31 protein-coding genes and 1 riboswitch are annotated in these 25,916 nt (G+C 72.2%); of the genes, 20 read left to right on the forward strand and 11 right to left on the reverse strand.

What is annotated here, in order from left to right; all coding sequences use genetic code 11:
* Window positions 1-108: 108 nt before the first annotated feature.
* From AB0J97_RS06075 to AB0J97_RS06105, 7 genes are read left to right on the forward strand one after another with little or no spacing between them, the layout of a single operon-like run.
* Window positions 109-612 (forward strand): Asp23/Gls24 family envelope stress response protein, encoded by a 504-nt coding sequence (locus tag AB0J97_RS06075; RefSeq protein WP_364085065.1) that lies wholly within the window; start codon window positions 109-111, stop codon window positions 610-612.
* Entirely contained in the window at window positions 609-935 is a 327-nt protein-coding gene (locus AB0J97_RS06080; RefSeq protein WP_364085068.1) for a hypothetical protein, read from the forward strand. The genes AB0J97_RS06075 and AB0J97_RS06080 overlap by 4 nt, the downstream gene beginning before the upstream one ends.
* Window positions 932-1,120: a hypothetical protein gene (locus AB0J97_RS06085; protein WP_364085071.1), complete on the forward strand. Its 189-nt coding sequence runs from the start codon at window positions 932-934 to the stop codon at window positions 1,118-1,120. Before AB0J97_RS06080 ends, AB0J97_RS06085 begins: the two co-directional genes overlap by 4 nt.
* A complete protein-coding gene (locus AB0J97_RS06090; protein ID WP_364085074.1) occupies window positions 1,117-1,488 on the forward strand; it encodes an Asp23/Gls24 family envelope stress response protein in 372 nt (123 codons plus the stop codon). The genes AB0J97_RS06085 and AB0J97_RS06090 overlap by 4 nt, the downstream gene beginning before the upstream one ends.
* Complete coding sequence (locus AB0J97_RS06095; protein ID WP_364085077.1) at window positions 1,485-2,147, forward strand: DUF6286 domain-containing protein; 663 nt, start codon at window positions 1,485-1,487, stop codon at window positions 2,145-2,147. The genes AB0J97_RS06090 and AB0J97_RS06095 overlap by 4 nt, the downstream gene beginning before the upstream one ends.
* A complete protein-coding gene (locus tag AB0J97_RS06100; RefSeq protein WP_364085080.1) occupies window positions 2,144-2,710 on the forward strand; it encodes an alkaline shock response membrane anchor protein AmaP in 567 nt (188 codons plus the stop codon). Before AB0J97_RS06095 ends, AB0J97_RS06100 begins: the two co-directional genes overlap by 4 nt.
* Before the next feature lie 24 nt (window positions 2,711-2,734).
* Window positions 2,735-3,082, forward strand: coding sequence for an antibiotic biosynthesis monooxygenase (locus AB0J97_RS06105; protein ID WP_357697630.1), 348 nt, complete (start codon window positions 2,735-2,737; stop codon window positions 3,080-3,082).
* On the opposite strand, the gene AB0J97_RS06110 is transcribed toward AB0J97_RS06105, so the two are convergent.
* On the reverse strand, window positions 3,079-3,675 hold the full coding sequence (locus AB0J97_RS06110) for an HD domain-containing protein (protein ID WP_364085084.1): 597 nt from the start codon (window positions 3,673-3,675) through the stop codon (window positions 3,079-3,081). The two genes, AB0J97_RS06105 and AB0J97_RS06110, sit on opposite strands and share 4 nt — an antisense overlap.
* Window positions 3,676-3,814: 139 nt before the next feature.
* Between AB0J97_RS06110 and AB0J97_RS06115 the strand changes: the two genes are divergently transcribed.
* Window positions 3,815-5,446, forward strand: coding sequence for a heparinase II/III family protein (locus tag AB0J97_RS06115; RefSeq protein ID WP_364085087.1), 1,632 nt, complete (start codon window positions 3,815-3,817; stop codon window positions 5,444-5,446).
* On the opposite strand, the gene AB0J97_RS06120 is transcribed toward AB0J97_RS06115, so the two are convergent.
* Window positions 5,443-6,174 (reverse strand): PIG-L family deacetylase, encoded by a 732-nt coding sequence (locus AB0J97_RS06120; protein ID WP_357697624.1) that lies wholly within the window; start codon window positions 6,172-6,174, stop codon window positions 5,443-5,445. The genes AB0J97_RS06115 and AB0J97_RS06120 overlap by 4 nt on opposite strands.
* 83 nt (window positions 6,175-6,257) lie before the next feature.
* Here AB0J97_RS06120 and AB0J97_RS06125 point away from each other — a divergent pair, with 83 nt between their 5' ends.
* Window positions 6,258-7,115, forward strand: coding sequence for a phosphotransferase (locus tag AB0J97_RS06125; protein WP_364085092.1), 858 nt, complete (start codon window positions 6,258-6,260; stop codon window positions 7,113-7,115).
* Here the strand turns inward: AB0J97_RS06125 and AB0J97_RS06130 are convergent.
* The gene (locus AB0J97_RS06130) at window positions 7,112-7,573 is read right to left on the reverse strand and encodes a hypothetical protein (RefSeq protein WP_364085095.1); all 462 of its coding nucleotides are present in this window, start codon (window positions 7,571-7,573) and stop codon (window positions 7,112-7,114) included. The genes AB0J97_RS06125 and AB0J97_RS06130 overlap by 4 nt on opposite strands.
* Before the next feature lie 152 nt (window positions 7,574-7,725).
* On the opposite strand from AB0J97_RS06130, the gene AB0J97_RS06135 reads away from it, so the two are divergent.
* The 4 genes from AB0J97_RS06135 to AB0J97_RS06150 are packed head-to-tail and all read left to right on the forward strand — an operon-like array spanning window position 7,726 to window position 10,228.
* Window positions 7,726-8,856 carry a sensor histidine kinase gene (locus AB0J97_RS06135; RefSeq protein WP_364085098.1) on the forward strand — a complete coding sequence of 377 codons (1,131 nt, stop codon included), beginning with the start codon at window positions 7,726-7,728 and terminating at the stop codon, window positions 8,854-8,856.
* Window positions 8,853-9,566 carry a response regulator transcription factor gene (locus tag AB0J97_RS06140; RefSeq protein ID WP_364085101.1) on the forward strand — a complete coding sequence of 238 codons (714 nt, stop codon included), beginning with the start codon at window positions 8,853-8,855 and terminating at the stop codon, window positions 9,564-9,566. The genes AB0J97_RS06135 and AB0J97_RS06140 overlap by 4 nt, the downstream gene beginning before the upstream one ends.
* A gap of 9 nt (window positions 9,567-9,575) precedes the next feature.
* Window positions 9,576-9,836, forward strand: coding sequence for a type II toxin-antitoxin system prevent-host-death family antitoxin (locus AB0J97_RS06145; RefSeq protein WP_364085104.1), 261 nt, complete (start codon window positions 9,576-9,578; stop codon window positions 9,834-9,836).
* Window positions 9,821-10,228 carry a PIN domain-containing protein gene (locus AB0J97_RS06150; RefSeq protein WP_364085107.1) on the forward strand — a complete coding sequence of 136 codons (408 nt, stop codon included), beginning with the start codon at window positions 9,821-9,823 and terminating at the stop codon, window positions 10,226-10,228. The genes AB0J97_RS06145 and AB0J97_RS06150 overlap by 16 nt, the downstream gene beginning before the upstream one ends.
* 136 nt (window positions 10,229-10,364) lie before the next feature.
* On the opposite strand, the gene cimA is transcribed toward AB0J97_RS06150, so the two are convergent.
* Together cimA and AB0J97_RS06160 are read right to left on the reverse strand one after the other, a co-directional pair.
* Window positions 10,365-11,942, reverse strand: a complete 1,578-nt coding sequence (gene cimA / locus AB0J97_RS06155) for a citramalate synthase (RefSeq protein ID WP_364085110.1) — start codon at window positions 11,940-11,942, stop codon at window positions 10,365-10,367.
* A gap of 195 nt (window positions 11,943-12,137) precedes the next feature.
* Window positions 12,138-12,782, reverse strand: coding sequence for a thioredoxin domain-containing protein (locus AB0J97_RS06160; RefSeq protein ID WP_364085113.1), 645 nt, complete (start codon window positions 12,780-12,782; stop codon window positions 12,138-12,140).
* 134 nt (window positions 12,783-12,916) lie between these two features.
* On the opposite strand from AB0J97_RS06160, the gene AB0J97_RS06165 reads away from it, so the two are divergent.
* Window positions 12,917-13,564 carry an O-methyltransferase gene (locus tag AB0J97_RS06165; protein ID WP_357697613.1) on the forward strand — a complete coding sequence of 216 codons (648 nt, stop codon included), beginning with the start codon at window positions 12,917-12,919 and terminating at the stop codon, window positions 13,562-13,564.
* A gap of 64 nt (window positions 13,565-13,628) precedes the next feature.
* On the opposite strand, the gene AB0J97_RS06170 is transcribed toward AB0J97_RS06165, so the two are convergent.
* Window positions 13,629-14,726 (reverse strand): branched-chain amino acid aminotransferase, encoded by a 1,098-nt coding sequence (locus AB0J97_RS06170; RefSeq protein WP_357697612.1) that lies wholly within the window; start codon window positions 14,724-14,726, stop codon window positions 13,629-13,631.
* A 189-nt stretch (window positions 14,727-14,915) separates the two neighbouring features.
* Entirely contained in the window at window positions 14,916-15,962 is a 1,047-nt protein-coding gene (locus AB0J97_RS06175) for a 3-isopropylmalate dehydrogenase (protein ID WP_357697610.1), read from the reverse strand.
* Window positions 15,963-16,061: 99 nt separating this feature from the next.
* A riboswitch (cyclic di-AMP (ydaO/yuaA leader) is annotated at window positions 16,062-16,215 on the forward strand.
* A gap of 30 nt (window positions 16,216-16,245) precedes the next feature.
* On the opposite strand from AB0J97_RS06175, the gene AB0J97_RS06180 reads away from it, so the two are divergent.
* Window positions 16,246-16,791: a C40 family peptidase gene (locus AB0J97_RS06180; protein WP_364085118.1), complete on the forward strand. Its 546-nt coding sequence runs from the start codon at window positions 16,246-16,248 to the stop codon at window positions 16,789-16,791.
* On the opposite strand, the gene AB0J97_RS06185 is transcribed toward AB0J97_RS06180, so the two are convergent.
* A complete protein-coding gene (locus AB0J97_RS06185; RefSeq protein ID WP_364085121.1) occupies window positions 16,775-17,767 on the reverse strand; it encodes an NAD(P)-dependent alcohol dehydrogenase in 993 nt (330 codons plus the stop codon). The genes AB0J97_RS06180 and AB0J97_RS06185 overlap by 17 nt on opposite strands.
* Before the next feature lie 177 nt (window positions 17,768-17,944).
* Between AB0J97_RS06185 and AB0J97_RS06190 the strand changes: the two genes are divergently transcribed.
* Entirely contained in the window at window positions 17,945-18,571 is a 627-nt protein-coding gene (locus AB0J97_RS06190; RefSeq protein WP_357697605.1) for a DUF2306 domain-containing protein, read from the forward strand.
* On the opposite strand, the gene AB0J97_RS06195 is transcribed toward AB0J97_RS06190, so the two are convergent.
* From AB0J97_RS06195 to AB0J97_RS06205, 3 genes are all read right to left on the reverse strand, one after another.
* Window positions 18,544-19,221 (reverse strand): response regulator transcription factor, encoded by a 678-nt coding sequence (locus tag AB0J97_RS06195; protein WP_364085124.1) that lies wholly within the window; start codon window positions 19,219-19,221, stop codon window positions 18,544-18,546. The genes AB0J97_RS06190 and AB0J97_RS06195 overlap by 28 nt on opposite strands.
* A gap of 63 nt (window positions 19,222-19,284) precedes the next feature.
* A complete protein-coding gene (locus tag AB0J97_RS06200; RefSeq protein ID WP_364085127.1) occupies window positions 19,285-20,412 on the reverse strand; it encodes a sensor histidine kinase in 1,128 nt (375 codons plus the stop codon).
* A 186-nt stretch (window positions 20,413-20,598) separates the two neighbouring features.
* Entirely contained in the window at window positions 20,599-21,819 is a 1,221-nt protein-coding gene (locus AB0J97_RS06205; RefSeq protein ID WP_364085130.1) for an ROK family transcriptional regulator, read from the reverse strand.
* A gap of 101 nt (window positions 21,820-21,920) precedes the next feature.
* On the opposite strand from AB0J97_RS06205, the gene AB0J97_RS06210 reads away from it, so the two are divergent.
* The 4 genes from AB0J97_RS06210 to AB0J97_RS06225 are packed head-to-tail and all read left to right on the forward strand — an operon-like array spanning window position 21,921 to window position 25,761.
* Window positions 21,921-23,024, forward strand: a complete 1,104-nt coding sequence (locus AB0J97_RS06210; RefSeq protein WP_357697597.1) for a sugar ABC transporter substrate-binding protein — start codon at window positions 21,921-21,923, stop codon at window positions 23,022-23,024.
* Window positions 23,025-23,744 (forward strand): ATP-binding cassette domain-containing protein, encoded by a 720-nt coding sequence (locus AB0J97_RS06215; RefSeq protein WP_357697595.1) that lies wholly within the window; start codon window positions 23,025-23,027, stop codon window positions 23,742-23,744.
* Window positions 23,741-24,904: a sugar ABC transporter permease gene (locus tag AB0J97_RS06220; RefSeq protein ID WP_364085134.1), complete on the forward strand. Its 1,164-nt coding sequence runs from the start codon at window positions 23,741-23,743 to the stop codon at window positions 24,902-24,904. The genes AB0J97_RS06215 and AB0J97_RS06220 overlap by 4 nt, the downstream gene beginning before the upstream one ends.
* Window positions 24,901-25,761 (forward strand): ROK family protein, encoded by an 861-nt coding sequence (locus AB0J97_RS06225; RefSeq protein WP_364085137.1) that lies wholly within the window; start codon window positions 24,901-24,903, stop codon window positions 25,759-25,761. Before AB0J97_RS06220 ends, AB0J97_RS06225 begins: the two co-directional genes overlap by 4 nt.
* Window positions 25,762-25,916: the final 155 nt, after the last annotated feature.

Raw genomic sequence — 25,916 nt, forward strand, 5'->3', positions numbered from 1 at the left:
AAAGTCAGGAACCCTCCATAAATGCCCCCAGAGTCCGTTTTGTTGGGTATCGGAGGTGATTAACCGGATATCTCTGCCTATCTAGAGACTTCTAGGGGGTGATGGAACGTGCCGGACACGATGGTCAACCAGACCTCTGCCGTACCGCGGGCCAGAACACAGGACGGCGGATCGGCGAACCCGCTGGTCACCGACAAGGGCACGACGAGCATCGACGACGTCGTCGTCGCCAAGATCGCCGGACTGGCCGCACGCGAGGTCTCCGGCGTGCACGCCATGGGCGGCGGCGCCGCCAGGGCGCTCGGCAGCATGCGCGGCATGGTCGGCGGGGAACGCAGCGTCGCGCAGGGCGTCTCGGTCGAGGTGGGAGAACGCCAGGCGGCCGTGGACATGGACCTGGTCGCCGAGTACGGCACCGCGATCCCGGACCTGGCCGCCGCCGTGCGCAGGAACGTCATCGCGGCGGTCGAGCGCATGTGCGGCCTGGAGGTGACCGAGGTCAACATCAGGGTCGACGACGTGCACCTGCCCGGTCAGGACCGCGACAAGGACAGGGAAATGGGCGACGGTCGCCGCGAGGTCATCGAGCAGCCGGAGCCCCGGGTCCAATGACCCGGCCCGACGCCCCCGCCTGTGGCAGGGCCGACACCGAGACCGACGCCGAGGCGGAGGCCGAGGCGCTGGCCGAGCTCGTGCGGGCCTGCCCAGGGGTGGCGGGGCTCTCCGGCGGCCCGTTCGGGACGGTGGCGACGTACCTGCGCGGGGAGCGGGTCAGGGGCGTCTCGACCGGCGGGGACGTGGTGGAGGTCGCCATCGTGGCGACCCTGGAACGGCCGCTGCCCGAGACCGCCGAGGACGTCCGCCAGGCAGTGTGGAAGCTGACCGGCGGGCGTCCCGTCAACGTACGCATCGACGACGTGGTGGAGGAATCATGAGCAACGTCCCTTGGCTGCCGGTCATCGGCATGATGGTCGGCATCATCCTCGGATTCGCGGGGGCCTTCGGCGGCCTCGGCGCGTTCCTGCTCGTCCTCGTGCTCGGCGCGGTCGGCTTCCTGGTCGGCAAGATCGCCGAGACCGGCGAACTGAACCTGTCGGGCCTGACCGCGAGGCGGCGATGATCACGACCGCTCCCCAGGTGACGGTCCCCCGGCAGCGGCTCGCGCCGGGGGACGAGCCGGAGCGGCGGGGCCGTACCGAGATCGCCGACCGGGTGGTCGCCAAGATCGCGTGCTGCGCGGCGCGGGAGGTTCCCGAGGTGCGCGACGTGCAGCTGGGCGGCGTGCCGTGGACGCGTTCGTCCAGCGCCGAGGTGCGCGGCGAGCGGGCCACCCTGAAGCTGAACGTGACCGTCGCCTACCCGGCCCCGCTGCACGCCGTGGCCGCGCGGCTGCGGGAGCACGTGCGCAACCGGGTGGCCATGCAGACCGGCCTGAACGTCACGCGCCTCGACGTGATCATGACCGATCTGGCGGGAGGCCCGGAATGACCCGCCCCCTCCCGCCCGAAGAGCCTGAGGAGGTGCGGGGGGCCGTCCCGGCGGATGGGGCCGGGGCCCATCGGGGCTGGGCGGAGGCCGTGCCGCCGCGCGACAAGGGGGCCGACCGGGCCGCGGTGCGCGCGTTCCGGCCGCAGCGCCGGGCGCCCGCCATCGTGGTCGCCGTCCTGCTCACGCTGCTGGGCCTGCTGGTCGCCGCCGAGACGGTGTCCGCGCTGGTCGGCAGCCCGTTGCGATGGCTGCCGTACGACCGGATGCTGGCGTGGGCGTCCACGACGCCATGGTCGCACCCGCTGGTCCTGGCCGGGGCCGCGATCGTCGCGCTGATCGGCCTGGCGCTGCTGGTCACCGCCCTGGTGCCGGGACGGCCGCGGATGGTCCCCGTACGGACCGGCGACCCCGACCTGATCATCGGGGTGCGTCCCAAGAGCTTCACCAGGGCTTTGGAGCACGCCGCCGAGGAGGTGCCGGGGGTGCGCTCGGCCCACGCCACCCTGCGCGGCCGCACGGTCGCCGTCACCCCCGCCACGTCCGGCTGGGACGACGAGGGCTTCGGCCACGCCGTGCGCGAGGCCGTGCTCACCAGGCTCGCCGGGCTGGACCCGGTGGAGCCGTACCAGGTGGCGGTCAACGTCAAGGAGCGGCGATGAACAGGCGGACCGGGCGCGGCAACCGCTGGGGGCTGGCCCTGGTCGGCCTGGTGCTGGCCGTCCTCGGCGGCCTGACGCTGGCCCGGGGCCTGCTGGGGCCGTCCACGCCGATCGTGGACGCGGGCACGCGCGGGTTCTTCGCCGGCAACAGCCCGCTCGTGTGGTGGGTCGTGGCCGCCGTGTCGGTCCTGGTCGCGCTGCTGGCCCTGCGCTGGCTGGTCGTGCAGGGCCGCAGGGACGCCCGCACCCGGCTGCGCCTGGAGAGCGGCCCGGACGGCGTCACCGAGATCGCGGCGGGCGGGATGGCCCACGCGGTCGCCGCCGACGTCGAGGCCAGCCCCGCCGTCCTGAACGCCGACGCCGACCTGGTCGGCCCGCGCGGCCACCCCGAGGTACGGCTGCGCGTGGCCGCCGACGAGGCCGCCCCGATCGCCGAGCTGAGCGAGCACCTGTCCAGGGTCACCCTGCCGAACCTGCGGGACGCGCTGGACAGGGATCACGTGCCGGCGGTGGCCCGCGTTAGCCTGGAGCCCTCACCTGCGACGCAGCGGGTCGTGCGCTAAGGCTTCGCCGAGAGGGGTCCTCCGTTGTCCATCGTGAAGATCAACGTTCTGACCGTGCCCGACGAGATGCGCGAGGAGCTGGAGAAGCGCTTCTCGGGCCGGGCCGGGATGGTGGAGTCGGCCGACGGGTTCGAGTGGTTCGAGCTGCTGCGGCCGGTCGAGGGCACCGACCAGTACCTCGTCTACACGCGCTGGCGCAGCGAGGAGGACTTCCAGACCTGGCAGCAGGGTCAGGCGTTCCAGCGCGGCCACGCCCAGGCCGCCGCGGCCGCCGGGCAGGGGCAGGGGCACGGTCACGGGCAGGGCCCGGCGGCGACGGGCTCCCAGGTGTGGAGCTTCGACGTCGTGCAGAGCGCCGGGCCCAAGGGTTAGGCGTCGAGCGGGTTGTTCGCGATCCGGTCGGCGGCCCCGTTGCGGACGAACCGGCCGGCGATGCTCGACGGCTTGCGCGCCCCCTGGTCGGCGATGCAGGCGGCGAACTCCTTGGCGATCTCCAGCCGCGGATGGCGCTCCAGAACCTCGCGCCGCACGCCGTCGGGGATGTCCTCGGTACGCCGTCCGGAGATGTCCATGCCGGTGGAGAGCTCCAGCAGGTGACCCTCCGGGTCCTCCTCCAGCGGCACCTCCTCCCACATGTGCCGGACGATCACCTCGGAGGCGCGCAGCCGGCGCTCGGGCGACCAGCCGGCCCCCGCGCAGAACGCCCAGGCCACATGGCCGCCGGCCTCCTCGAAGGGCACCGTCTGGCTGTCGAACTCGGCGACCAGGCCGACATCGTGCAGCATCGACGAAACGTAGAGCAGCTCGGCGTCGAAGTCGATCGCCCTGCTCTGGGCGTACGCGGCGGCCCACAGGTAGGCGCGCACGGAGTGGTTGAGCAGCGAGGGCGTCTGGTAGCGCGTGGCCACCTCCAGCGCACCCCGGCAGGCTGGCGTGTCAGGGATCACGATGTCGTCGTATCTCACGGATTCAGCATGACATCCGCGCTGCCGCAGGCACCGGTGGGCATCGGGCCGTTAACGATCCGGTACGCGACTTGACCGCTTGATCGTGATTCCGAAAGCATGTCCCGCCCTCACTTCTTTGTCCGGAAGGAACCCTGGCGTGCGCCGGCTCGCGATACCTCTTGCCCTCATGCTCGCGACCAGCGGGCTGGTGAGTCCCGCGCAGGCCGCCGACAAGGTGACCCGCACCGCGCAGTGCCAGGGAGACTGGCTGCCGGGCACGCCGACGGCCGAGGACGTCATGAAGGGCGAGATCTCCCTGGTGGGGCTGCCGGCGTACAAGCTGGGCAAGAACGTCGACTGGGGGGCGAGCCCGTACCGGAACCGGTCGTGGGAGTTCGTCTTCCAGTCGCTGCGCTGGATGGGCACCCTGGTCGTGGCCTACGAGAACACCGGCGAGCAGCGTTACCTGGATCGTGCCACCGAGATCACCAAGGACTGGGTGGCGAGCAACCGGCGCGGCGCCGCCGCGACCAAGCCGTACGTGTGGAAGGACCACCCCGTCTCGCTGCGCACGCAGCCGCTGCTGTGCCTGAGCATGCACGTCAAGGAGAGCTGGCTGAAGGACAGCCTGGCCGACCACGCCAAGCTGCTGTCGGACGCGCGGTTGTACAAGAAGGGCCACAACCACGGCATCGACCAGGACATCGCCCTCATGGGCATCGGCTGCCGCTACGGCCGCTCCGACTGGTCGAACCTGGCCTCCAGGCGGCTCACCGGCACGGTCAAACTGGACGTCGACTCCCAGGGCGCGCTCATGGAGCAGGCCCCCCGCTACGCGGTCTACGTGTACGGCCGCCTCCAGGTCGCCATGACCAACATGAAGGCCTGCGACCGCAAGGTGCCGTCCGAGATCAGCCGGCGGGCCGAGGCGCTGAAGGACTTCATCGCCCACTCCACGATGCCCAACGGCTACATGGCCCCGATCGGCGACGGCAGCGCCGAGACCGAGCCCAAGATGGAGACCGGCACCCCGAAGCAGAAGGTCAAGGTCTACAAGGCCGGTTACGTCTACGCCCGGACGGCCTGGGGCAAGCCGGACTCGTCGTACTACTCGATCAGGTTCGGCCCGGGCATGAAGTTCCACGGGCACGAGGACCACCTGGGCGTCACGTACTACGCCCAGGGCCACGACATCCTCATGGACGGCGGCTTCCACTCCTACGAGAAGAGCGCCTACCGCTACTGGACGCTCTCCCCCGAGGCGCACAACGTGCCGACGGTCGAGGGGGCCCGGTTCCGGCCGCGTACCTCGTCCAAGCTGACCAAGACCTCCTACGGCAAGGACCGGCAGGCCTTCCGGCTCACGGACAAGGCCTACGGCGTGAGCCGGACGCGTGCGGTGCTGGTGAACCACGGCCAGGACCTGATGGCGGTGCTCGACACGGCCTCCGGGGGCAAGAAGGTCAGGAACCTGTGGCGGTTCGCGCCCTCGTACAAGGTCGTCTCGAACTCCGGCGGCAAGGTGGTGCTGGCCGACGGCGCCTTCAAGGTGACGCTGATGCAGTTCTCCGCGTGCCGCCGGGTCGGCGGGCAGAAGGTGGAGCGCGGCGGCAAGCTGGGCTGGGTGTCGCCCACGTACCTGGCCAAGGAGGCCACCAACGTGGTGGTGTCGCCGGCGGCCAGGTCGCTGCTGACGGTGATCGTGCCGGGCACCGACTCGCCGAAGGTGTCGTGCTCGGGCGGCAAGCTCAAGGTCGAGGGCCAGACCCTCTCCGCCGGGCTGCTCTAGAACGCGATCCGGCGGTACCACTCGTTGGACAGCATCTGGGCGCGGGCCCGCTCCGGCAGCCCGGTCAGCATGGTCATCGACGCGCCGCGCCCGACCTCGGACTCGTGGGCGAGCATCGCCGCCCACTTGCGCTCCGACCAGCGCGACACGTCGATCGCGGCCGAGACCTGGTCGTCGGGGACCCCGGGCAGGGCCTGGCCCGGCTCAGGGTCGGCGCCGAAGACCGCCCGCCAGTGTGACGTCACGACCGAGCGCGGGACGGTCGCCAGGTAGAGCGCGTGCGGCCGCCAGGGCTCGCCCGCGTCGCGATGGAGCTGGTCGTACCCGGCCGCCTCGACGGCGGCCAGGGTGACGCGGTGCACGTGGACGTGGTCGGGGTGGCCGTAGGCGCCGAAGCCGTCGTAGGTGAGCACGACGTCGGGCCTGACGTCCCTGATGTGCTCGACCAGCAGGCCCACCGCCTCGTCGAACGGCACGTCGAGGAAGCGCGGGCGGCCGGGGGCGGACTCGGGCTTGTTCGCGTCGGCGAAGCCCAGCAGCCGGGGCTTGCCCGCGCCGAGGATGTCGAGGGCCCGTTCCAGCTCCTGCGCGCGCTGGGTGCCCTCGGCCCACGTGCAGGTGACGACGGCCGTCCGCGCGCCCTCGTCGGCGTATTTGGCGAGGGTGCCGCCCGTCCAGATCGCCTCGTCGTCGGGATGGGCGTGCACGCCCAGCACACTGAAGCTCATGGATCACCATCGTATGGAGGCCGGGCACCGCTCCGGACCCACGTAGGCTCGGGCGGAACGTCCGGCGCGGAAGAAATGACCCGATGAGCGAGCCCGTACCCCCTGATCTGATGGAGATCGCCGACGTGCTCGTGCCCGGCGCTCCTCTCGACACGGCGCGGCTGGCCCGTGGCGGGATGCACGACGTCGTCCTGGTGCCCGGGGTGGCGGCCGTGCGGGTCGGCCGGCGGCCGAGCGTGTCCGAGGCGCTGCCGCGGCGGACCGAGCTGCTGCGCGCGATCGGTGCCGCCGGGCTGCCGTTCGCCGTGCCCGAGCCGCTGACGCCGGTGACGACGTTCGGGGAGCGCGCGGCCGTGGCGGTGTCCTGGGTGCGCGGCGCCGGGCACGACGCGGGCCAGGGCGACCCGGCGCTGATCGGCGAGCTGCTCGGGGCCCTCCGCGAACTTCCGGTCACCCCGGAGCTGCGTGCCCTGCTGCCCGCCCCGCGCGCGTACGCCGGGCCGGCGAGCTGGAGCACGATCCTCGCCGAGGAGGTGCTCCCCCGCTTCCCCGCCAGGTGGCGCGACGAAGGGCGGCGACGCCTGGACGACGCCCTGGCCCTGGAACCCGTCCCCGACGCGCTGGTCCACGGCGACCTGGTCGGCGACAACGTCCACTGGGACGAGAACGGCAAGCTGGTCGGCGTCCTCGACTGGGACCGGGCGCACCTGTTCGACCCGGCGATCGACGCGGCCTTCATGGGCTGGCACGGCTGGCACACCCTGCGCGACGCCGTCGACGCCGGCACCTACCGGCGGGCGGTCACGTGGGAGCGCGCGTTCGGGGTCAACCAGCTCGTCGCCCTCCTCCTGCTCGGCGGCGAGCCCCTGACCCTCGCGGACAGCTTCACGACCCACGTCGTCGCCTGGCTGGACGAGGACGGCGGCCCGGACCGGCTCTAGACGGCCCGCTCCCGCGCGACCGCCATGCGGATGATCGACACCCCGACGGCTCCGAACGCGGCCAGCAGGATGACCGGACCGCCGATCCCCAGGACCAGGTTCCACGCGCTCGCCCCGAACAGCCACACGACGATGCCCACGAGCACGCCCGCCGGGAACCACCAGCCGGCCAGCCCAGCCCGCGCGTACGCGACCGCGACGAGCACCAGCCCCAGGAAGGACCCGATCATCCCGGGCAGCTGCCAGGCGGCGATCAGGGCGGGCACGAACAGCGCCCAGGCGTAGTGCAGGAGCGTCGCGCTGACGCCCACCGCGCCCGGGTTGCGCGCGTAGACCAGCGGATCCTCGACCCCGGGCCGGGACGGGTCGAAGATCATGCCGAGGATCAGGCAGACCGGGGCCAGGACGAGGCTCGCGCCGGCCAGGAAGCGGCGGATGAGGAGTGCGTCGGTGAACATGCCGGGCACGGTAGGCGTCGCCCGCCGGGCCGGTCGTCAAGGCAGGCTTGGATCCGGCGTCCCCCTCACGGCGGATTCCGCAGCGCATCGCGGCAGGTTTTCGCCCGAACTCGCTGCACAAGGTGACAATCCGGGCAGGCTACTCTCGGCTCATGCTCCACCGCCGTTCCCCCTCCCCGGTCGACTGGCTCGTCGCGGCGATCGTGGCCCTGTTCGCGGTCGCGGAGGAGGTCAGCGTGCGCTCGATGGCCTCCCCGCGCTCGCATGTGCTCCTGTGGGTCGCCGCCGGGCTGGTCACGGCCGCCGGGGTGCTGTTCAGGACGCGCGCCCCCTTCGCGACCCTGGCCGTCTTCTCGGCCGCCGACATCGCGACGTTCGCACTGGCGCTCGGGCCGCCCGCGGCCTGGCAGTTCTACACCCAGCTCGTGCTGCTGTGCACGCTGCTGGCCGAGGTGCGCGCCGACAGCGTGAAGGCCGTGGCGGGGCTGGGGCTGACGGGCGTGTTCGTGGCCGGCATGCTGGCGACGTCCTCGCCGCCGCCGGGCTGGGGGGACGTCGCCGTGGCGCTGGTGATGTGCGCCATCGCCGCCGGAGCCGGGCTGGCCGTACGCCGCCACCGCGTGCTGGCCGTGCAGGCGGCCGATCGCGGCGAGCTGCTGGCCCGCGAGTCCGTGCAGGAGGAACGTGCCCGCATCGCCCGCGAGCTGCACGACATCGTCGCGCACAGCGTCAGCGTGATGACCATGCACACCGGCACCGTACGGCTGCTCCTGCGCGCGGACCAGGAGCCCGAACGGCAGGCGCTCACCACCGTGGAGGCGGCCGGGCGGGAGGCCATGGAGGAGCTGCGGCGCATGCTCGGCCTGCTGCGCGGCACGCAGGCCGGCGACCCGCTCCCGCAGGCCGGGCTCGACCGGCTGGAGGACCTGCTGGAGCAGTTCAGGTCGGCGGGGCTCGACGTGACGCCGGCGATGTCGGGCGAGCGGGTGCCGCTGCCTCCCGGGCTGGATCTGTCGGCGTACCGGATCGTCCAGGAGGCGCTGACCAACACGCTCAAGCACGCCGGCCCGACGCGGGCGGCGGTCAACGTCACGTACCTGCCGGGAGAGCTGCGGCTGGAGGTCACCGACGAGGGCCCGCGCGGAGCCCGGCCGCCGTCGGGCGGGGGCGGCGGCCACGGCCTGATCGGCATGCGCGAGCGGGCCGCCCTCTTCGAGGGCACGCTGACGGCGGCCCCCCTCCCCGCGGGCGGCTTCGCGGTACGGGCGGTGCTCCCCCTGTGACGCCTACCTCCCCCGACCCCGACGACGAGCCCGGACGGATCGGCGTGGTGATCGCCGACGACCAGGCGATGATCAGAGCCGGGCTGCGCCTGATGATCGGCACCCAGCCGGACCTGGCCGTGCTGGGCGAGGCGGCCGACGGGGAGCGGGCCGTGGAGCTGGCCCGCGGCCTGCGTCCCGACGTCGTCCTGCTCGACATCGCGATGCCCCGCCTGAACGGCCTGGAGGCCGCCGGACGCATCCTCGCGGCCCCCGCCCCGCCCCGGGTGATCATGCTGACCACCTACGACACCGACGAGAACCTCGACCTCGCCCTGCACGCCGGGGTCAGCGGGTTCCTGCTCAAGGTGTCGCCGCCCGAGCACCTGTTCGCCGCCATCCGCAGCGCGGCGCGCGGCGACGTCCTGCTGGACCCGGCCGTGACCGGGCGCGTCGTGGCGGCCTACCGGCGTACGGCCCCACCGGCGTCCCCGGCGGCCATGGGGGTGACCGCCCGGGAGGAGGAGGTGTTGCGGCTGGTGGCGCGGGGGCTGTCCAACACCGAGATCGCCGGCACGCTGTCCATCACGGAGGCGACCGTCAGCACCCACATCAACGGCCTGCTGACCAAGCTCGCCCTCCGCGACCGCGCCCAGCTGGTCCGCCACGCCTACGAATCAGGCCTCGTCCGCCCCGGTGACCCCCCGGACGACATCCCATCGATCAGATAATCTGATTCCATGAAGGTGATGACCGCCACCGAAGCGTCCAGAAGCTTCGCCGCCGTCCTCGACGAGGCCGAACACGGAGAGACGATCGTGGTCACTCGCGGCGGGAAGCAGATCGCCGTGATCGGACCGGCTCCCACGGCACCGGGCCGCATGGTCAAGGCGTTCCTGGCGAGAAGCGCGGCCTCCTTGGACGCCGACTTCGCCACCGATGTCGCCGCAGCCCGCGAGGCGTTCGACGACGAGATGAGGGACACGTGGCCCGACGCCTGATCCTGGACACAGGGGTGCTCATCGCAGCCGAGCCCGGCAGGGCGGCGATCGACGCGGTGATCGGGGACACCGACGATGTGGCGATCGCGGCGATCACCGTGGCCGAACTGCTCGTGGGCGTCGAACTGGCCGACGACGCCCGTCGCCCGTACAGGCAGGCGTTCGTGGACGAGGCCCTCGCCCTGATTCCGGTCGAGGAGTACACCACGGACGTCGCCAGGATTCATGGGCGCCTCATGGCCCATGTCCGGCGGGAGGGGAAGAAGCGAGGAGCCTACGACCTGCTCATCGCGGCGACGGCGGCGGCCACCGCGCGCGTCGTGGTCACCATGGACGCCTCCGCCGCGTTCGACGATCTCCCCGGCGTACGGGCCGTGGTCCTTCCTCACTGACACCGGCAGCGCCCAGCGATCCGCCACCGGGCCCGCCCGGCTCACCCCTCGCCCCGCGACCCCGACCGAGGGCCACCCCTCCAGGAGGGCGGCCCTCAGCCGCGAAGCCCGCTCGGAGCGAGCGTCGCCTCGGGGGTCAGCCGCAGTCGCGGCCCGCGCGCAGCAGGCCGTACGTGACCGCCTGCTCCAGCGCCTGCCAGGAAGCGTCGATGATGTTCTCGGCCACCCCCACCGTCGCCCACTCGGCGGTGTCGTCGCTGGAGGTGATGAGGACGCGGGTGACGGCGTCCGTGCCGTGGGTGCCTTCGAGGATGCGGACCTTGTAGTCCACCAGCTCCAGCCTGGCCAGCTCCGGGTAGAGCTGCTCCAGCCCCTGCCGTACGGCCTTGTCCAGGGCGTTGACGGGGCCGTTGCCCTCGCCGGTGGCGACGATGCGCTCGCCCTTGGCACGCAGCTTGACGGTGGCCTCGCTGACCAGCTCGCCGCCCTTCGTACGCTCGACGATCACCCGCCACGACTCCACCTCGAAGTGCCGGCGGCGCTCCCCCTGGACGGTGTCGCGCAGCAGCAGCTCGAACGACGCGTCCGCGGCCTCGAAGGTGAACCCCTGCGACTCCAGCTCCTTGACCCGCTCGACCAGCGTCTTGGTGTGCTCCGGGGTCAGCTCGTAGCCCAGCTCGCGGCCCTTGAGCTCGACGGAGGCGCGACCGGCCATGTCGGAGACGAGCATGCGCATGTCGTTGCCCACGGCGGCCGGGTCGATGTGCTGGTACAGGTTGGGGTCGACCTTGATGGCGCTGGCGTGCAGCCCGGCCTTGTGCGCGAAGGCGGACATGCCGACGTAGGGGGCGTGCGAGTTGGGGGTGACGTTGGTGACCTCGGTGATCGCGTGCGCGATGCGGGTCATGTCCGCCAGCGCCTCCTGCGGGACGAGGTCGAAACCGCGCTTGAGCTGGAGGTTGGCGACGACGGTGAAGAGGTTGGCGTTGCCCGAGCGCTCGCCGTAGCCGTTGGCGCAGCCCTGGACGTGCGTGGCGCCCGCCTTGACCGCGGCGAGGGTGTTGGCGACGGCGCAGCCGGTGTCGTCGTGGCAGTGGATGCCGACGCGGGCGCTGGTCTGGACGGCCGCGTGCACGGTCTCGGCCAGCTCGTCGGGCAGCATGCCGCCGTTCGTGTCGCACAGGGCGATGACGTCGGCCCCGGCTTCGGCGGCGGTCCGCAGCACTTCGAGCGCGTAGGCTGGGTTGGACTTGTAGCCGTCGAAGAAGTGCTCGGCGTCGAGGAAGACTCGCTGTCCCTCCGCACGAAGGTGAGAGACCGTGTCGCGGATCATCGCGAGGTTCTCCTGGAGAGTCGTGCGGAGGGCCAGCTCCACGTGCCGGTCGTGGCTCTTGGCGACAAGGGTCACGACCGGCGCGCCGGATTCGCGCAATGCGGCTACCAAGGGGTCGTCGGCGGCCTTCACACCGGCCCGGCGGGTCGCGCCGAACGCGGCGAGCTGCGCGTGCTTCAGGTCGAGCTCTGTTCGAGCGCGCCTGAAGAACTCTGTGTCCTTGGGGTTGGCGCCCGGCCAGCCCCCCTCGATGAAACCGACGCCCAGGCTGTCCAGGTGCCGCGCGATGGCGAGCTTGTCGACGACGGTGAGGTTGAGTCCTTCCTGCTGCGCGCCGTCGCGCAGCGTCGTGTCGTAGACGTGGAAGCGGTCGTCGGCCATGAGTCTCTTCTTTCGGATCCGTGTCCTGGAAAACAAAAAGACCCCTCACGGACGTGAGAGGTCTGCGCGCTGGCGGTGTCCCTGTGTCAGCCAGCGCGCCTGCCGATAATGAGCAGACTGTAGAACATGGTGCCTGCCAGTCTGCCACAGGGATTCACCATCTGGCACATCGGTCTCAACTCGTGGACACGACCTTTACACTTGCACGCCGGTGCCGCCGACGATGACGCGTTCGAGCGCCGCCGGGTCGAACACCTCGTTGCCGAGCTGCTGCCCGTTGAGCAGGACGGTCGGCGTGCCCTGGATCTGGATCTTCGCGGTCTCCGCCAGGTGCGTCTTGGCGTACGACTGCGAGGTCACGCACTCGTCCACCGAGGCGCCCGCCTTCCTGGCCGCCGCGACCAGCTCCTGCACGGTGAAGCCCGAGGCCGTGCCGTGCGGGGCGGGCTGCATCGCGTAGAGCGCGTCCCTGAAGGCCAGCCAGTTCTCCTCCGGCATGCACCGGGCGGCGGCCGCGGCCCTGATGGAGTTGGAGCGCATGGGCTCGTCCTGGAAGATCGTCACGGGGTGGAAGACGACCTTGAGCCTGCCCTCCTTGGCCAGCTTCTGGATCGTGCCGTCGACCTTGGAGTGCATCTCCTTGCAGATCGGGCAGTCGAAGTCCTCGTACACGTCGAGCACGGGCGCGTCGCTGGACCTGTCGGCCAGGACCATCGAACCGTCGAGCTGCCTGGTCAGGCGTACCGACCCGGCCGTCTCACCCGGCTCCGAGAAAGCCAGCACACCCAGCACCACCAGGGCCGCACCCGCGACCACGACCGCAATCAACCGCTTCATCATCCGCCCATTTCCCCGCTCACCGATCGCGCAGACCCTACCAACGCCAGAACCACTCTCCGGACGGCCGCCCGGCGCGGCTCCCTCATTGGTACCTGATGACGGTGAGAGAACGCTGTGAGGAGAGAATGACCTTCATGAAGGCGAACCTCCTCGACCCCGCGGTGGGCCGGTACATCCTCGACCACTCCACCCCGCCCGACTCCCTGCTGGAGGAGCTGGCACGGGAGACGGCCGAGGCGACGGGCGACCGCGCCGGCATGCAGATCTCCGCCGACCAGGGCCGGTTCCTGACCATGCTCACCCAGCTCGCGGCCCCGGCCGTGGCGGTCGAGGTGGGCACGTTCACCGGCTACTCCTCGATCTGCATCGCGCGGGGGCTGTCCGGCGGGCGGCTGCACTGCTTTGACGTGAGCGAGGAGTGGACCTCGATCGCCCGGCGCTACTGGGAGAAGGCGGGCGTGACCGACCGCGTCTCGCTGACGCTCGGGCCCGCCCTGGAGACGCTGGCCGCCTTCGACGAGCCCGTCGACCTGGCCTTCCTCGACGCCGACAAGGGCAACTACCCCGGCTACTACGAGCTGCTGGTCGAGCGGCTGCGGCCGGGCGGCCTGCTGCTGGCCGACAACACGCTGCGCAGCGGGCACGTGGCCGACCCGGCGCACGCGGAGCCGACGACGGTGCAGATCCGCGAGTTCAACGACCTGGTGATCGAGGACCCGCGGGTGAGCGTGGTCGTGCTGCCGATCGCCGACGGGATCACGATGATCAGGAAGAACCACTAGACCCCCCTTGACCACGGGATCCCGGCGGTGGCCGGCGGCTGAACGCCGGCCTCCCCGGCACGCCCTAGGCGATCTTGTGGATCCAGCCGCGAGTGTCGGGGCGGGCGCCGTACTGGATGCCGACGAGCTCCTCGCGCACCCGCATGGTCACCGGGCCCGGGGTGCCGTCGGCGATGGTCCAGGAGCGGTCGGCGCCCCTGACCGAACCCACGGGGGTCACCACGGCGGCGGTGCCGCACGCGAACACCTCGGTCAGCTCGCCGGCGGCGCAGGCGGACTCCCACTCGTCCACCGAGATCAGCCGCTCCTCGGTCTCCAGGCCGAGCTCGTCGGCCAGCTCCAGGATCGACTCGCGGGTGATGCCGGGCAGCAGGGTGCCGGTGAGCGCCGGGGTGACGAGCTTGTTGCCGAAGACGAAGAACAGGTTCATCCCGCCCATCTCCTCGACGTACTCGTGCTTGTGGGCATCGAGCCAGACGACCTGGTCGCAGCCGTTCTCGACGGCCTGGCGCTGGGCGACGAAGGCGGCGGCATAGTTGCCGCCGCACTTGGCGAAGCCGGTGCCGCCGGGCGCGGCGCGCGTGTACTCGGTCGACAGCCACACCGAGACGGGCTTGATGCCACCGGCGAAGTACGAGGCCGCCGGCGAGGCGATGACCATGTACTTGTAGGTCTTCGACGGGTAGTTGACGCCGAGCCCGGCCTGCGTGGCGAACATGAACGGACGCAGGTAGAGGCTGTGGCCCTCGGTGGTCGGCACCCACTCCTTGTCGGCCGAGACCAGGAGCTCCAGCGACTCCACGAACGCCTCCTCCGGCAGCTCCGGCATGGCCATGCGCTCGGCCGAGCGGTTGAAGCGGGCGGCGTTCGCGTACGGACGGAAGGCCACGATCGAGCCGGAGATCTGCCGGTACGCCTTCAGTCCCTCGAACAGCTCCTGCGCGTAGTGGAAGACCGAGGTCGCGGGGTCGAGCAGGAGCGGCCCGTACGGCAGGAGCGCGGCGTCGTGCCACCCCTGGCCCTCGGTGTAGTCGATCGTGATCATGTGGTCGGTGAAGACCTGCCCGAACCCGGGGTTCGCCAGTACCTGCTCCCGCTCGGCCGCGGTGCGAGCGTGGTCGGAATGCTGCACGTCGAAGCTGAGCTTCTGAGCGATGGTCATGACGACGGTCCTTACTCTCTGCGAATCTACGATCCTGAAAGCTACTGCCCACGAGCAGTATTCGTACTTCCTATTGTCTTGCCATTTGGGATGGCAAGAGGCAGTTGGGATGGGTTCAACCCTCTGAACGCCAAAAAGCGCCTGGCAGTCCTCGTCGGGACCGCCAGGCGCGTACGGGGCTAGACGGTCCTAGCCGGATACTCGCGCGGAGATGTCGTCGCCGATCTCGCTGGTCGAACGGCCGGCGCGGCCGGTGACGCGCTCGGCGATGTCGGCGGCCACGGCCTGCTCGACCTTGGCGGCCTCGGCGTGCAGGCCGAGGTGGTCGAGGAGCATGCCCACGGACAGGATGGTGGCGGTCGGGTCGGCCTTGCCCTGACCGGCGATGTCGGGCGCGCTGCCGTGCACCGGCTCGAACATGCTCGGCGAGGTGCGCTCGGGGTTGATGTTGCCGCTGGCCGCCAGGCCGATGCCGCCGGCGATCGCGGCGCCGAGGTCGGTGATGATGTCGCCGAACAGGTTGTCGGTGACGATCACGTCGAAGCGCTCGGGCTGGGTGACGAAGAACATCGAGGCCGCGTCGATGTGGCTGTAGTCGGTGGTGACGTCGGGGAACTCCTCGGCCACGCGGTTGACCGTGCGCTGCCACAGGTCGCCGGCGAAGGTGAGCACGTTCGTCTTGTGGACGAGCGTGAGCTTCTTGCGGGGCCGCGACTGCGCCTTCTGGAAGGCGTAACGCACGACGCGCTCGACACCGTGGGCGGTGTTCAGCGACTCCTGGGTGGCGATCTCGTGCGGCGTGCCGCGCCGCATGACGCCGCCGGTGCCGGCGTAGAGGCCCTCGGTGCCCTCGCGGACGACGACCATGTCGATGTGCTCGGCGGTGGCGCCGGCCAGCGCGGTCTCGACGCCGGGGAACAGCTTGACCGGGCGCAGGTTGACGTAGTGGTCGAACTCGAACCTGAGCTTGAGCAGCAGGTCGCGCTCCAGGATGCCCGGCGGCACGCTGGGGTCGCCCACGGCGCCGAGCAGGATCGCGTCGTAGCCGCGCAGCTCTTCGAGCACCGCGTCGGGCAGCGTCTCGCCCGTGCGGTGGTAGCGGGCTGCGCCCAGGTCGTAGTGGGTGGGCTCGATCTTCGTGCCCACGGCCTCCAGGGCCTTGAGCCCTTCGGCTACGACCTCGGCGCCGATGCCATCCCCGGGGATGACGGCCAGGCGGATGTTACGCGACTCCATGGGCGGTACCTTACCGGCTCGTCTCGGCTGACGAACACATCATCTCAATCTCCGGACAATCCGTTTTGGGGGGATTGCGACCTTTTGACCGTTTCGTTAGAGTCCGACGAGCCTAATCCACGCAGCCGCTGCGTGGAGCCGGGGACCCATCTTTCCCCCCGGGGCGAATCGGCACCGCTCTCAAGCACCGCCGTAGGGCTACTTCCAGGCCCGAGCCCGTCAGCTAACCCGGCCGGCCACGTGGAAGGACAGTCCCCTGTCTAGCATCGCCATTCTCCTGGCGGTGGCGGCGGGCGGAGCGGGTCTCGCGCCCGCCGCTCCCGCCGACCCCACCCCCGCCATCACCCTCACCGGCCCCCAGGTGAAACAGGTCCAGGAACGGCACGTGCCGAAACCGGCCTGGAAGGTCGCCCTCGAATACGCCATGGACAAGCGCGGCACCCCGTACGTGTGGGGCGGCGCCAGCGAGCGGGGCTACGACTGCTCGGGCCTCATGCTCAGGGCCTACGAGGACGCCGGCATCGAGCTCCCCAGAGTCGCCGCGGATCAGTACGGCGCCTTCTCCAAGAAAATCGCCTGGAAAGACCTCAAACCAGGCGACCTGGTGTTCTTCAGCGGCCTCGGCCACGTCGGCATGATCTCCAAGCCCGGCTACATGGTCCACTCCCCCCACACCGGCGACGTGGTGAAGGAGGAACGCCTGTCGCAGTGGCGCAGGCAGGCCTTCGTCGGCGCGGTACGCCCCGACCCCCAGGGCGTCAAGCGCTGGGCCGACTACGCCCAGCTCCGCAAGGCCCCGGCCCCCGCGATGCTCACCGCGACCCTGTGACGACGACCTTCCCCGGCGAGTGTCCCTCCTCCTGGTAGCGGACGGCCGCCGGGATCTCGCCGAACGGGAAGGTCCTGTCGATGACCGGGGTGACCTCCCCCTGCTCGATCAGCCCGGTCAGCGTCAGCAGGTTCGCCCTGTTGCTCCCGCAGCGGACCACGTCCGCCCTGACGATCCGCTGCGGGACGAAGGTCGCCGACGCCAGTGCGGCGAACATGTGGCCGGCCGGCTGCACCCAGCGGCCGGCCGGCCCGCCGACCAGCACGTACGTGCCCTTCCTGGTCAGCACGCGACGGCAGTCCGACAGCCGGCGGCCGCCCGCCACGTCGATGAGGAGGTCGAAGCGCCGGCCCGAGGCCGCGAAGTCCTCCTTGGTGTGGTCGACGACGTCGTCCGCGCCGAGCGAGCGGACCAGGTCCGCGTTGCGCCCGCCGCACACGCCGGTGACGTGGGCCCCCATCGACCTGGCGAGCTGCACGGCGAACGTGCCCACACCGCCGGACGCGCCGTTGACCAGCACCTTCTGGCCCGGCTGCACGCGTCCCTCGTCGCGCAGCGCGATCAGCGCGGTGTTGGCCGCCATCGGCACCGCCGCCGCCTGCTCGAACGACAGCCCCCGCGGCTTGGGGGCCACCTCGTCCTGCCGCAGGCAGACGTACTCGCCGAAGCCGCCCCGCAGGGACATCGCGTACACCTCGTCGCCGGGGCGGAACAGCGTGACGTCCTTGCCCGCCGCCTCGACCTCCCCCGCCACGTCGGCCCCGAGGACGGCGATGCTCGGCCGCAGCAGCCCGACCCCGCCGCCCATGACCCGGGCCAGGTACGGCTCTCCCCGCATGAAGTGCCAGTCATAGGGCTGCACGGACGTGGCCCGCACCCGGATCAGCACCTCGTCGTCGCGCGGCACGGGCCGCTCGACCTCGGTCAGGACGAGCTGGTCGGGCGAGCCGAACCTGCGCAGGACGTAGGCCTTCATCGTTTCCTCCCTCGTGGATGTGCCGTCAGTGTGGGCGCGACCTGCGCGGACGCTCAACGGTCGAAAGGCGACGGCTCGATGGCCGAAAGTACGACGGCCCGTCCCGCCGATGGTGCGAACGGGGAGGGGCCGTCCGCGCGATGACCCGGCACGGCCGCGGCCGTCACGCTCTCCCCCATGAGATGGATCGCACCCGCCGGGCTGCTCACGCTCAGCGTCGTCCCCCTGGTCGCCGGCGCCCTCCGGGTGACCGAGCTGGCCTCCGGCGCCGCCGTCACGGCCGACAACGCGCGGTTCTTCGCCATGCCCGTGCCGGTGCTGCTGCACATCCCGGCGTCGCTGGCGTTCTGCGTCCTCGGCACGTTCCAGTTCCAGGCCGGGTTCCGGGCCCGGCGGCCCGGGTGGCACCGGGTGGCGGGGCGGGCGCTGGTGGCGTCCGGGCTGGTCGCGGCGCTGTCAGGGCTGTGGCTGACGCTCTTCTCCGACCTTCCGGCGGGCGACGGCACGCTGCTGGCCGCCTTCCGGCTGCTGTTCGGAACGGCCATGGCCGCCTGCCTCCTGCTCGGCCTGGCCGCGATCCGGCGGCGCGACGTCGCCCGGCATCGGGCCTGGATGACGCGCGGGTACGCGATCGGGCTCGGCGCGGGCACGCAGGCGTTCACCCTGGCGTTCGGGCTGGCCGCCTTCGGGCCACCCGGCGAGCTGGGCCGGGCGCTGCTCGTCGGCGCGGGCTGGGTGATCAACCTGGCGGTGGCCGAGTCGGTCGTCCGCCGGGGTCAGGTGCGTACGCGGTCGGTCTCGTAGGCCCACATGGCGATCTCGACGCGGTTGCGCACGCCGAGCTTGGTCATCAGGCTCGCGACGTGGCTCTTGACCGTGCTGAGCGAGATGTGCAGCTCGGCGGCGATCTCGCTGTTGGTCCGGCCGCGGGCCACCGCGCGCAGGATCTCCTCCTCGCGGCCGGTCAGCGCCTCGACCGGCTGCGCGGGCGCCTCGGTACGCCCGGCCCCGGCGAAGGCGGCCAGCAGGCGCGCGGTCACGCTCGGGGCGATGAGCGCCTCGCCGCCGGCCGCCGCGGTCACCGCCTGGGCGAGCAGCGCTGGGCCGGCGTCCTTGAGCAGGAAGCCCCTGGCTCCGGCGCGGAGGGCGGCGTAGACGTACTCGTCGAGGTCGAAGGTGGTGATCACGACCACCGCCATGGGGTCGGCGACGTCGGGCCCGGCCAGCTGCCGGGTGGCCGCGATGCCGTCGAGGCCGGGCATGCGGATGTCGAACAGGCACACGTCGGGACGCAGGCGGCGGGCCAGCTCGACGGCCCGCCTGCCGTCGCCGGCCTCGCCGACGACCTCGATGCCGGGCTGGGCGTCGAGGATCATCCTGAGCCCGGTGCGGGCGATCTCCTGGTCGTCGGCGACGAGCACCCGGATGGCCCCGGCCTCCCGCTGCTCGGTCACGCGGCCTCCCGTCGGTCGGTCATGCGGCTTCCCCTGCTCGGTCATGCGGCTGCCGCTGGTCGGTCATGCGGCTTCCCTGGGCAGGACGGCGGTGACCGTCCAGCCCCGGTTGGGGTTGGGGCCCGCCTCGCAGGTGCCGCCGAGCAGGGCGGCGCGTTCGATCATGCCGATGAGACCGTAACCGGGGGCGGCGACGCCACCGGCGCGGTCGCCGTCGTCGCTCACGGTCAGGCGGACGGCGGCGTCGTCGGCGGTGACGCGGATGGTGATGTGGGTGGCGTGGCGGGCGTGCCGCCGGGCGTTGGTGATCGACTCCTGGGCGATGCGGTAGAGCGCGGCGCCCGCCGACGGCGGCAGGTCGCCGAGCCCGTCCGCGACCTCCACCTCGACGGCCGGGCCGACCCGCGGGCGGCCGGCGAGCTGCCGCAGGTCGTCGAGGTGGCGGCCCGGGGCCAGCTCCGCCGGCTCGTTCCTGCGCAGCACCCGGACCATGGCCCGCATCTCGGCGAGCGTGCGCGACGCCTCGGCCTCGATCACCCGCAGCGCGTCGGTGGCCGCGCCCGGCTCGGAGGCGGCGGTGGCCAGGCCCGCCTGGGCGCGGATGGCCATGGCCGAGACGTGGTGGGCGACGGTGTCGTGCAGGTCGCGGGCGAGCTGTTCGCGTTCGAGCAGCTTGACCTGGTCGAGCTCGCGCAGCCGCGCGCCGGCCCGGTACCGGAAGGCGCTGCCCAGCCCGACGGTCGCGACCAGCACGCCCAGCGCCGGGACGACGTCGCCGATCGCCATGCGGCCGGAGGCCAGCGACAGGCCGACCGCGACGAGCCCCGCCGCCATCCCGATCCCGGCCTCGCGCCCCGAACCCCACCGGAACAGCGCGTAGAGCACGATCGTCACGAAGACCAGCGTGTACGTCTCCACCGGCTCGCCGCCGGTCAGCAGCGGGGCCAGGGTGGTGACGCCGAAGACGAGCGCGACCATGAGCAGCGGCCTGGTCCGGCGCCACAGCAGCGTGGGGATCAGCGCGACGGTGACGGCCGTCGAGACCACCGGCCACCGGAGGTCGGGCCGCAGGACGCCCTCGATCACCGCGGCCGGCACGAGCGCCGCGACGAGCGCCCAGTCGCGCCACACCCGCACCGGCGGGCCAGGGGGACGAGGCTCGCGCCACACGGAACGAAGGAGGCCGGCCACCCCCACATCGTAAAGGCGCCCCCCACCCCCCGCAGAGCCCAAACCCCCACCAAAGCACGCAAGGCGCGCCCCCCAGACCCGCACCGCCCGAAGGCGCGCCACCCGAACGCGCCGCCCCCGTAGCCTCCGGGGGTCCGGGGCCGGGGGCCGGGGAGCCCGGGGGGCCGGGGCCCGAGGGGCCGGGGGTCAGTGTCTGCGGGCGTCGAAGATGAGGTCCCAGGCGCGGGACTTGGCGTGGGCGACCGCGCCCAGCAGGACGCCGCTGTCGCCGAGCACGCTGGCCACCACCCGCGGACGCAGCGGCCCGAGCTCGGTGATGCGGCGCTCGACGGACGCGCCCAGCAGGTCGAGGTTGCGGCCCACTCCCCCGCTCAGCACGATCACCTCCGGGTCCAGCACGGCGGCCACCGCCACCAGCAGCCCGCCGATGCGCCGCCCCTCGGCCTCCACCACCGACCTGGCCGCCTCGTTCCCGTCGGCGGCGGCGGCGAAGACCTCCCTGGCCGTCTCCAGCTCCAGCCCTGCCGCCCGCGCGGCGCGCACGACACCCGGGGCGGAGGTGACGGCCTCGGTGGCCCCGTGCGCGAACGCGTCGGCACCCTGGGCGAACGAGTCCCCGCCCGCCACGAAGGAGTCGGCGCTCTGCGCGGCGGCGGCGGCCGGTTCTTCGGCGGCCGGGACGTAGGAGACCTCCCCGGCCGCCCCCCGCGCCCCCACGTACAGCTCGCCGTTGATCACGATGCCCATGCCGACGCCCGTGCCGATGGACACCAGGGCGAAGTTGGCCTTGCCGCGGCCGGCCCCGTGGGCGTGTTCGCCGACGGCGGCCAGGTTGATGTCGTTCTCGATGACGAGCTCGACGCCGAGGGCCGCGCGCAGCCGGTCGGCCAGGTCCGGCGGGCCGGGCAGGTTGGGGGCGAAGTCGAGGCCGCCGCGGACGGGGTCGTACACGCCGGGCGAGCCGACCACCGCGCAGGTGATCGTGCGCCACTCGACCTCCGCCTCGCGGGCCGCCGCCCTGGCCAGCTCGCCCACCAGCCCGGCCAGCTCGGCCGAGGTACGGGCCGTGTTGCGCCCGTCGGTACGCCCCGCGAACGTGCCGCGCAGGTCGGCCACGGCCACCCGGATCCAGTCGCGGCCGATGTCGATCCCGGCGACGTGGGTGGAGGCGGCGTTCATGTCGTAGAGCGAGGACACCGGGCCGGGCCGCCCGGACACCTCCCCGACCAGGTGGACCAGGCCGTCCTCCGCCAGCCCGGCCAGGGCGGCCGAGACCGTGGGCTTGGACAGGCCGGTGCTCTTGGCCAGGTCGGCGCGCGAGGCCGGGCCGTGCTCGTGGAGCTGGTCGAGCAGGCGGCGCTCGTTGAGCACCCGCAGCAGCCGTGGATTGGCCAGGTCGCGTCGCATGTGCCGGCCTCCCTCCGAGGTGCACTCTAGCCAACTCGCCTGATAGTAAACTACCTTTCTTACCAAGCGGGGGCGGGCATCTTCTGAGAGGACGAAGTGCGATGCACCGAGCTTGGCGACTCATCCCCGCGGCGGCGGTCCTGCTGGCCGCCGCCTGCGGGAACAGCACCACCGGCACGACCACCACCACGCAGGCCACCACGCAGACCGACACGGCGCGACAGGGCGGGACGATCGCCCTGTTCCTCCCCGAATCCAAGACCACCCGGTACGAAGCCTTCGACCGTCCCCTGTTCGAGGCCAAGGTCAAGGCGTTGTGCCCCGGCTGCAAGGTGATCTACGGCAACGCCGAGCAGGACGCGGCCAAGCAGCAGCAACAGGTCGAGGCGGCGCTCACCCAGGACGCCGACGTGCTCGTCCTGGACGCCGTGGACGCCAACGCGGTGGCGCCCCTGGTCAACCAGGCCAGGCAGAAGAAGGTCCCCGTGGTCGCCTACGACCGTCTGATCTCGGGGATCGACTACGCCTACTACGTCTCGTTCAACAACGTACGGGTGGGCGAGATGCAGGGCCAGGCGCTGCTCGACGCCATGAACGCCAAGGGCACCACGGCCAAGGGGCAGATCGTGATGATCCACGGCTCGCCCACCGACCCGAGCTCGGCCGACTACAAGAAGGGCGCCAAGAACGTCCTGGACGGCAAGGTCAAGGTCGGCAGGGAGTTCGACACCCCCGACTGGAGCCCCGACAAGGCGCAGCAGCAGATGGAGCAGGCGATCACCGCCCTCGGCCGGGACGACATCGTGGGCGTGCTGTCGGCCAACGACGGGATGGCGGGCGGCGCGATCGCGGCCATGAAGCGCGCCGGATACAAGGAGCTGCCGCCCATCACCGGGCAGGACGCGGAACTGGCCGCCGTGCAGCGCATCCTCACCGGCGAGCAGTACATGACCATCTACCTGGACATCAGGAGAGAGGCGGAGAAGGCCGCCGAGCTGGCCGTCGCCCTGACCAAGGGCGAGCAGCCCGCCGCCACCTCCAAGGTGAACAACGGCACCGCCGACATCCCGGCCTTCCTCCTCGACCCGATCGCGGTCACCGCCGACAAGATCAAGGACACCATCGTGAAGGACGGGTTCTACAAGGCCGACCAGATCTGCACGGCCGAGGTCAAGGCCGCCTGCGCGAAGGCGGGCATCGAGTAGATGATCGCGGCGACCGGGATCTCCAAACGGTACGGAGCGGTGCGGGCGCTCGACGGGGCAGGGCTGGACCTGCGTCCCGGCGAGGTCGTGGCGCTCATGGGCGACAACGGGGCGGGCAAGTCGACGCTGGTCAAGACCATCTCCGGCGCGGTCGTGCCGGACGAGGGCCAGATCACCGTGGACGGCGTGCCGGTGCGCGTCGCCACCCCGCACGACGCTCAGGCGCTCGGCATCTCGACCGTCTACCAGGATCTCGCGCTCTGCGAGAACCTCGACGTCGTGGCCAACCTGTTCCTCGGGGCCGAACGCCGCCGCTGGTCGGTGCTGCGTCACCTGAGCATGGAACGCGCGACCCGCGACCTGCTGGCCCAGCTCGACGTGCGCATCGGCGACATCAGGGTGCCGGTGTCGATGTTGTCGGGCGGCCAGCGGCAGTCGGTGGCCATCGCCAGGGCGCTGCTCGGCGAGCCCCGGCTGGTCATCCTGGACGAGCCGACCGCCGCGCTCGGCGTCGAGCAGACGGCGCAGGTGCTCGCGCTGATCCGGCGGCTGCGCGAGCGCGGGCTCGCGGTGCTGGTCATCTCGCACAACCTCGCCGACGTGCGCGAGGTGAGCGACCGGGTGGTGGTGCTGCGCCTCGGGCGCAACGCCGGTGAGTTCCGTACGGCCGACGCCTCCCGCGAGGAGATCGTGGCCGCGATCACAGGAGCGGGCGAATGACGGCGATGCCGATCGCGGTGACCGGACGGCTGCGCCAGGGAGAGGTCGGCGCCTGGCCGGTGGTCGGCGGACTGGTGGCGATCACGATCGTGTTCAGCACGCTCAACGACCGTTTCCTGTCGCCCGAGAACCTCACCAACCTCGTCCTCCAGATGGCCGCCACGGGCACGATCGCGCTCGGCCTCATCATGGTGCTGCTGCTCGGCGAGATCGACCTGTCGGCCGGCTCGGTCAGCGGCCTGTGCGCCACGATCATGACGATCGTCCACGTCAAGCAGGGCTGGAACGCGCTGCTCGCCATCCTGCTCGCGCTGGCGGCCGGGGCGGCGATCGGGCTGCTGCACGGGCTCATGCTGACCAAGCTGCGGATGCCGTCGTTCGTGGTCACGCTGGCCGGGCTGATGGGCTGGCTCGGGCTGCTGCTCTACCTGCTGCGCGAGGGCGGGACGATCAACCTGCCGTTCAACGGGTTCGTCTCCGGGCTGAGCGACACCTGGCTGCCGGGCTGGCTGTCCTGGGCGCTGGTGATCGGGCTGGCCGGCGGGCACGCCGGGATCGCCACGCTGGCCAGGCGGGCGCGGCTGGCCGCCGGGCTGCCCGTGGCGCCGGCGTGGCAGGTCCCCGTGTCGTCGGGCGGGCTGGCGGTCGTGCTCGGCGCGGCGGTGGCGGTCATGTCGGCCGACCGGGGCGTGCCGCTGCTGCTGGTGCTCTTCGGCGCGCTGGTCGTCCTGCTGGACCTGGTGCTGCGGCACACCGCCTTCGGCCGCCACCTGTACGCCGTCGGCGGCAACGCCGAGGCCGCCAGGCGCGCGGGCATCAACGTGACCAGTATCAGGATCCTGGCGTTCGTGCTGGCCTCCACGTTGGCGGCGGCCGGCGGCGTGCTGGCGGCCAGCCGGCTGTCGGCGGTCAACCAGGGGTCGGGCGGGAGCGACATCCTGCTCATGGCCATCGCGACGGCGGTCATCGGCGGCACGTCGCTGTTCGGCGGCCGGGGCCGCGCCTACGCCGCGCTGCTCGGGGTGCTGGTCATCCAGTCGATCACCAACGGCATGTACCTGCTGAGCGTGGACTCCTCCGTGCGGTTCATGGTGACGGCCGGCGTGCTGGCCCTGGCGGTGGCGATCGACTCGCTGGCCCGCAGGGGCGCCGCGCGATGAGCCGGGTCCTGGGCATCGACGTCGGCGGCACCAAGGTCGCGATCGGGGTGTCGGGCTCCGACGGGCCCGTGGTCGCCGGTCGCACCCGGCTGGAGACCGGGCCGGACACGCTCGTCCGGGCCCTGGCCGCGGCCCGCGTCCTGGACGGGCGGCCGGCCGCGGTCGGCTTCTCGACCTGCGGGGTGATCAGGGACGGCGTGGTGCGCCTGGCCCCGAACGTCCCCGGTTGGGAGGGGCTGGAGCTGCCCAGGCTGCTGGGGGAGGAGTTCGGCGCCACGCCGGTGGCCATCGACAACGACGTGAACGCGGCGGCGGCGGCCGAGCTGCGGTGGGGCGCGCTGCGCGGCGTCTCCACGGGCGTCTACCTCAACCTCGGCACCGGCCTGGCGGCGGCCCTGGTGGTCGGCGGCCGGGTGGTGGCCGGGGCGCACGGCGCGGCCGGCGAGATCGGCTACCTCCAGGTCACGCCGGGGCAGGCGGCCTTCGCCGACGGGCGGGTGCCGCTGGAGGAGCTGGTCTCCGGCGCGGGGCTGGCGGCCAGGGGCGGCGCGCTGCTCGGCCGCGCGACCACGGCGGAGGAGGTGCTCGCCGCACGTTCCGGGCCGCTGGCGGAGCTGGTGGAGGAGACGCTGCGGGTGCTGACCATGACCGTGGCGAACCTGTGCGTCACGCTCGACCCGGAGCGGCTGGTCGTGGGCGGCGGCATGATGGGCGCGGCCGGGCTGATCGTGCCCAGGCTGGCCTGCGAGGTGCGGCGCGCCGTGCCGTTCCCGCCGGAGATCCGGCCCGGCCGGTTCACGGACGACGCGCCGCTGCTCGGCGCGCTCGCCCTGGCCCACGCCGCGGCGCGGGCCTGAGGGCGGGCGCTACCGGGCCGAGTTCTGGGGCGCGCCGCCGTTGTCCCTGCGGTCCAGGGCGGTCTGCAGGGCCTCGGCGGCCTCGTTCTCGTTCTCTTCGGTACGGTTCCAGGCATACATCTCGTACATGTCGCTCATCTCGTTTCGCGGGCGCG

It is taken from the genome of Nonomuraea sp. NPDC049607 (genome assembly GCF_040675375.1).
Taxonomy (GTDB): Bacteria; Actinomycetota; Actinomycetes; order Streptosporangiales; family Streptosporangiaceae; genus Nonomuraea.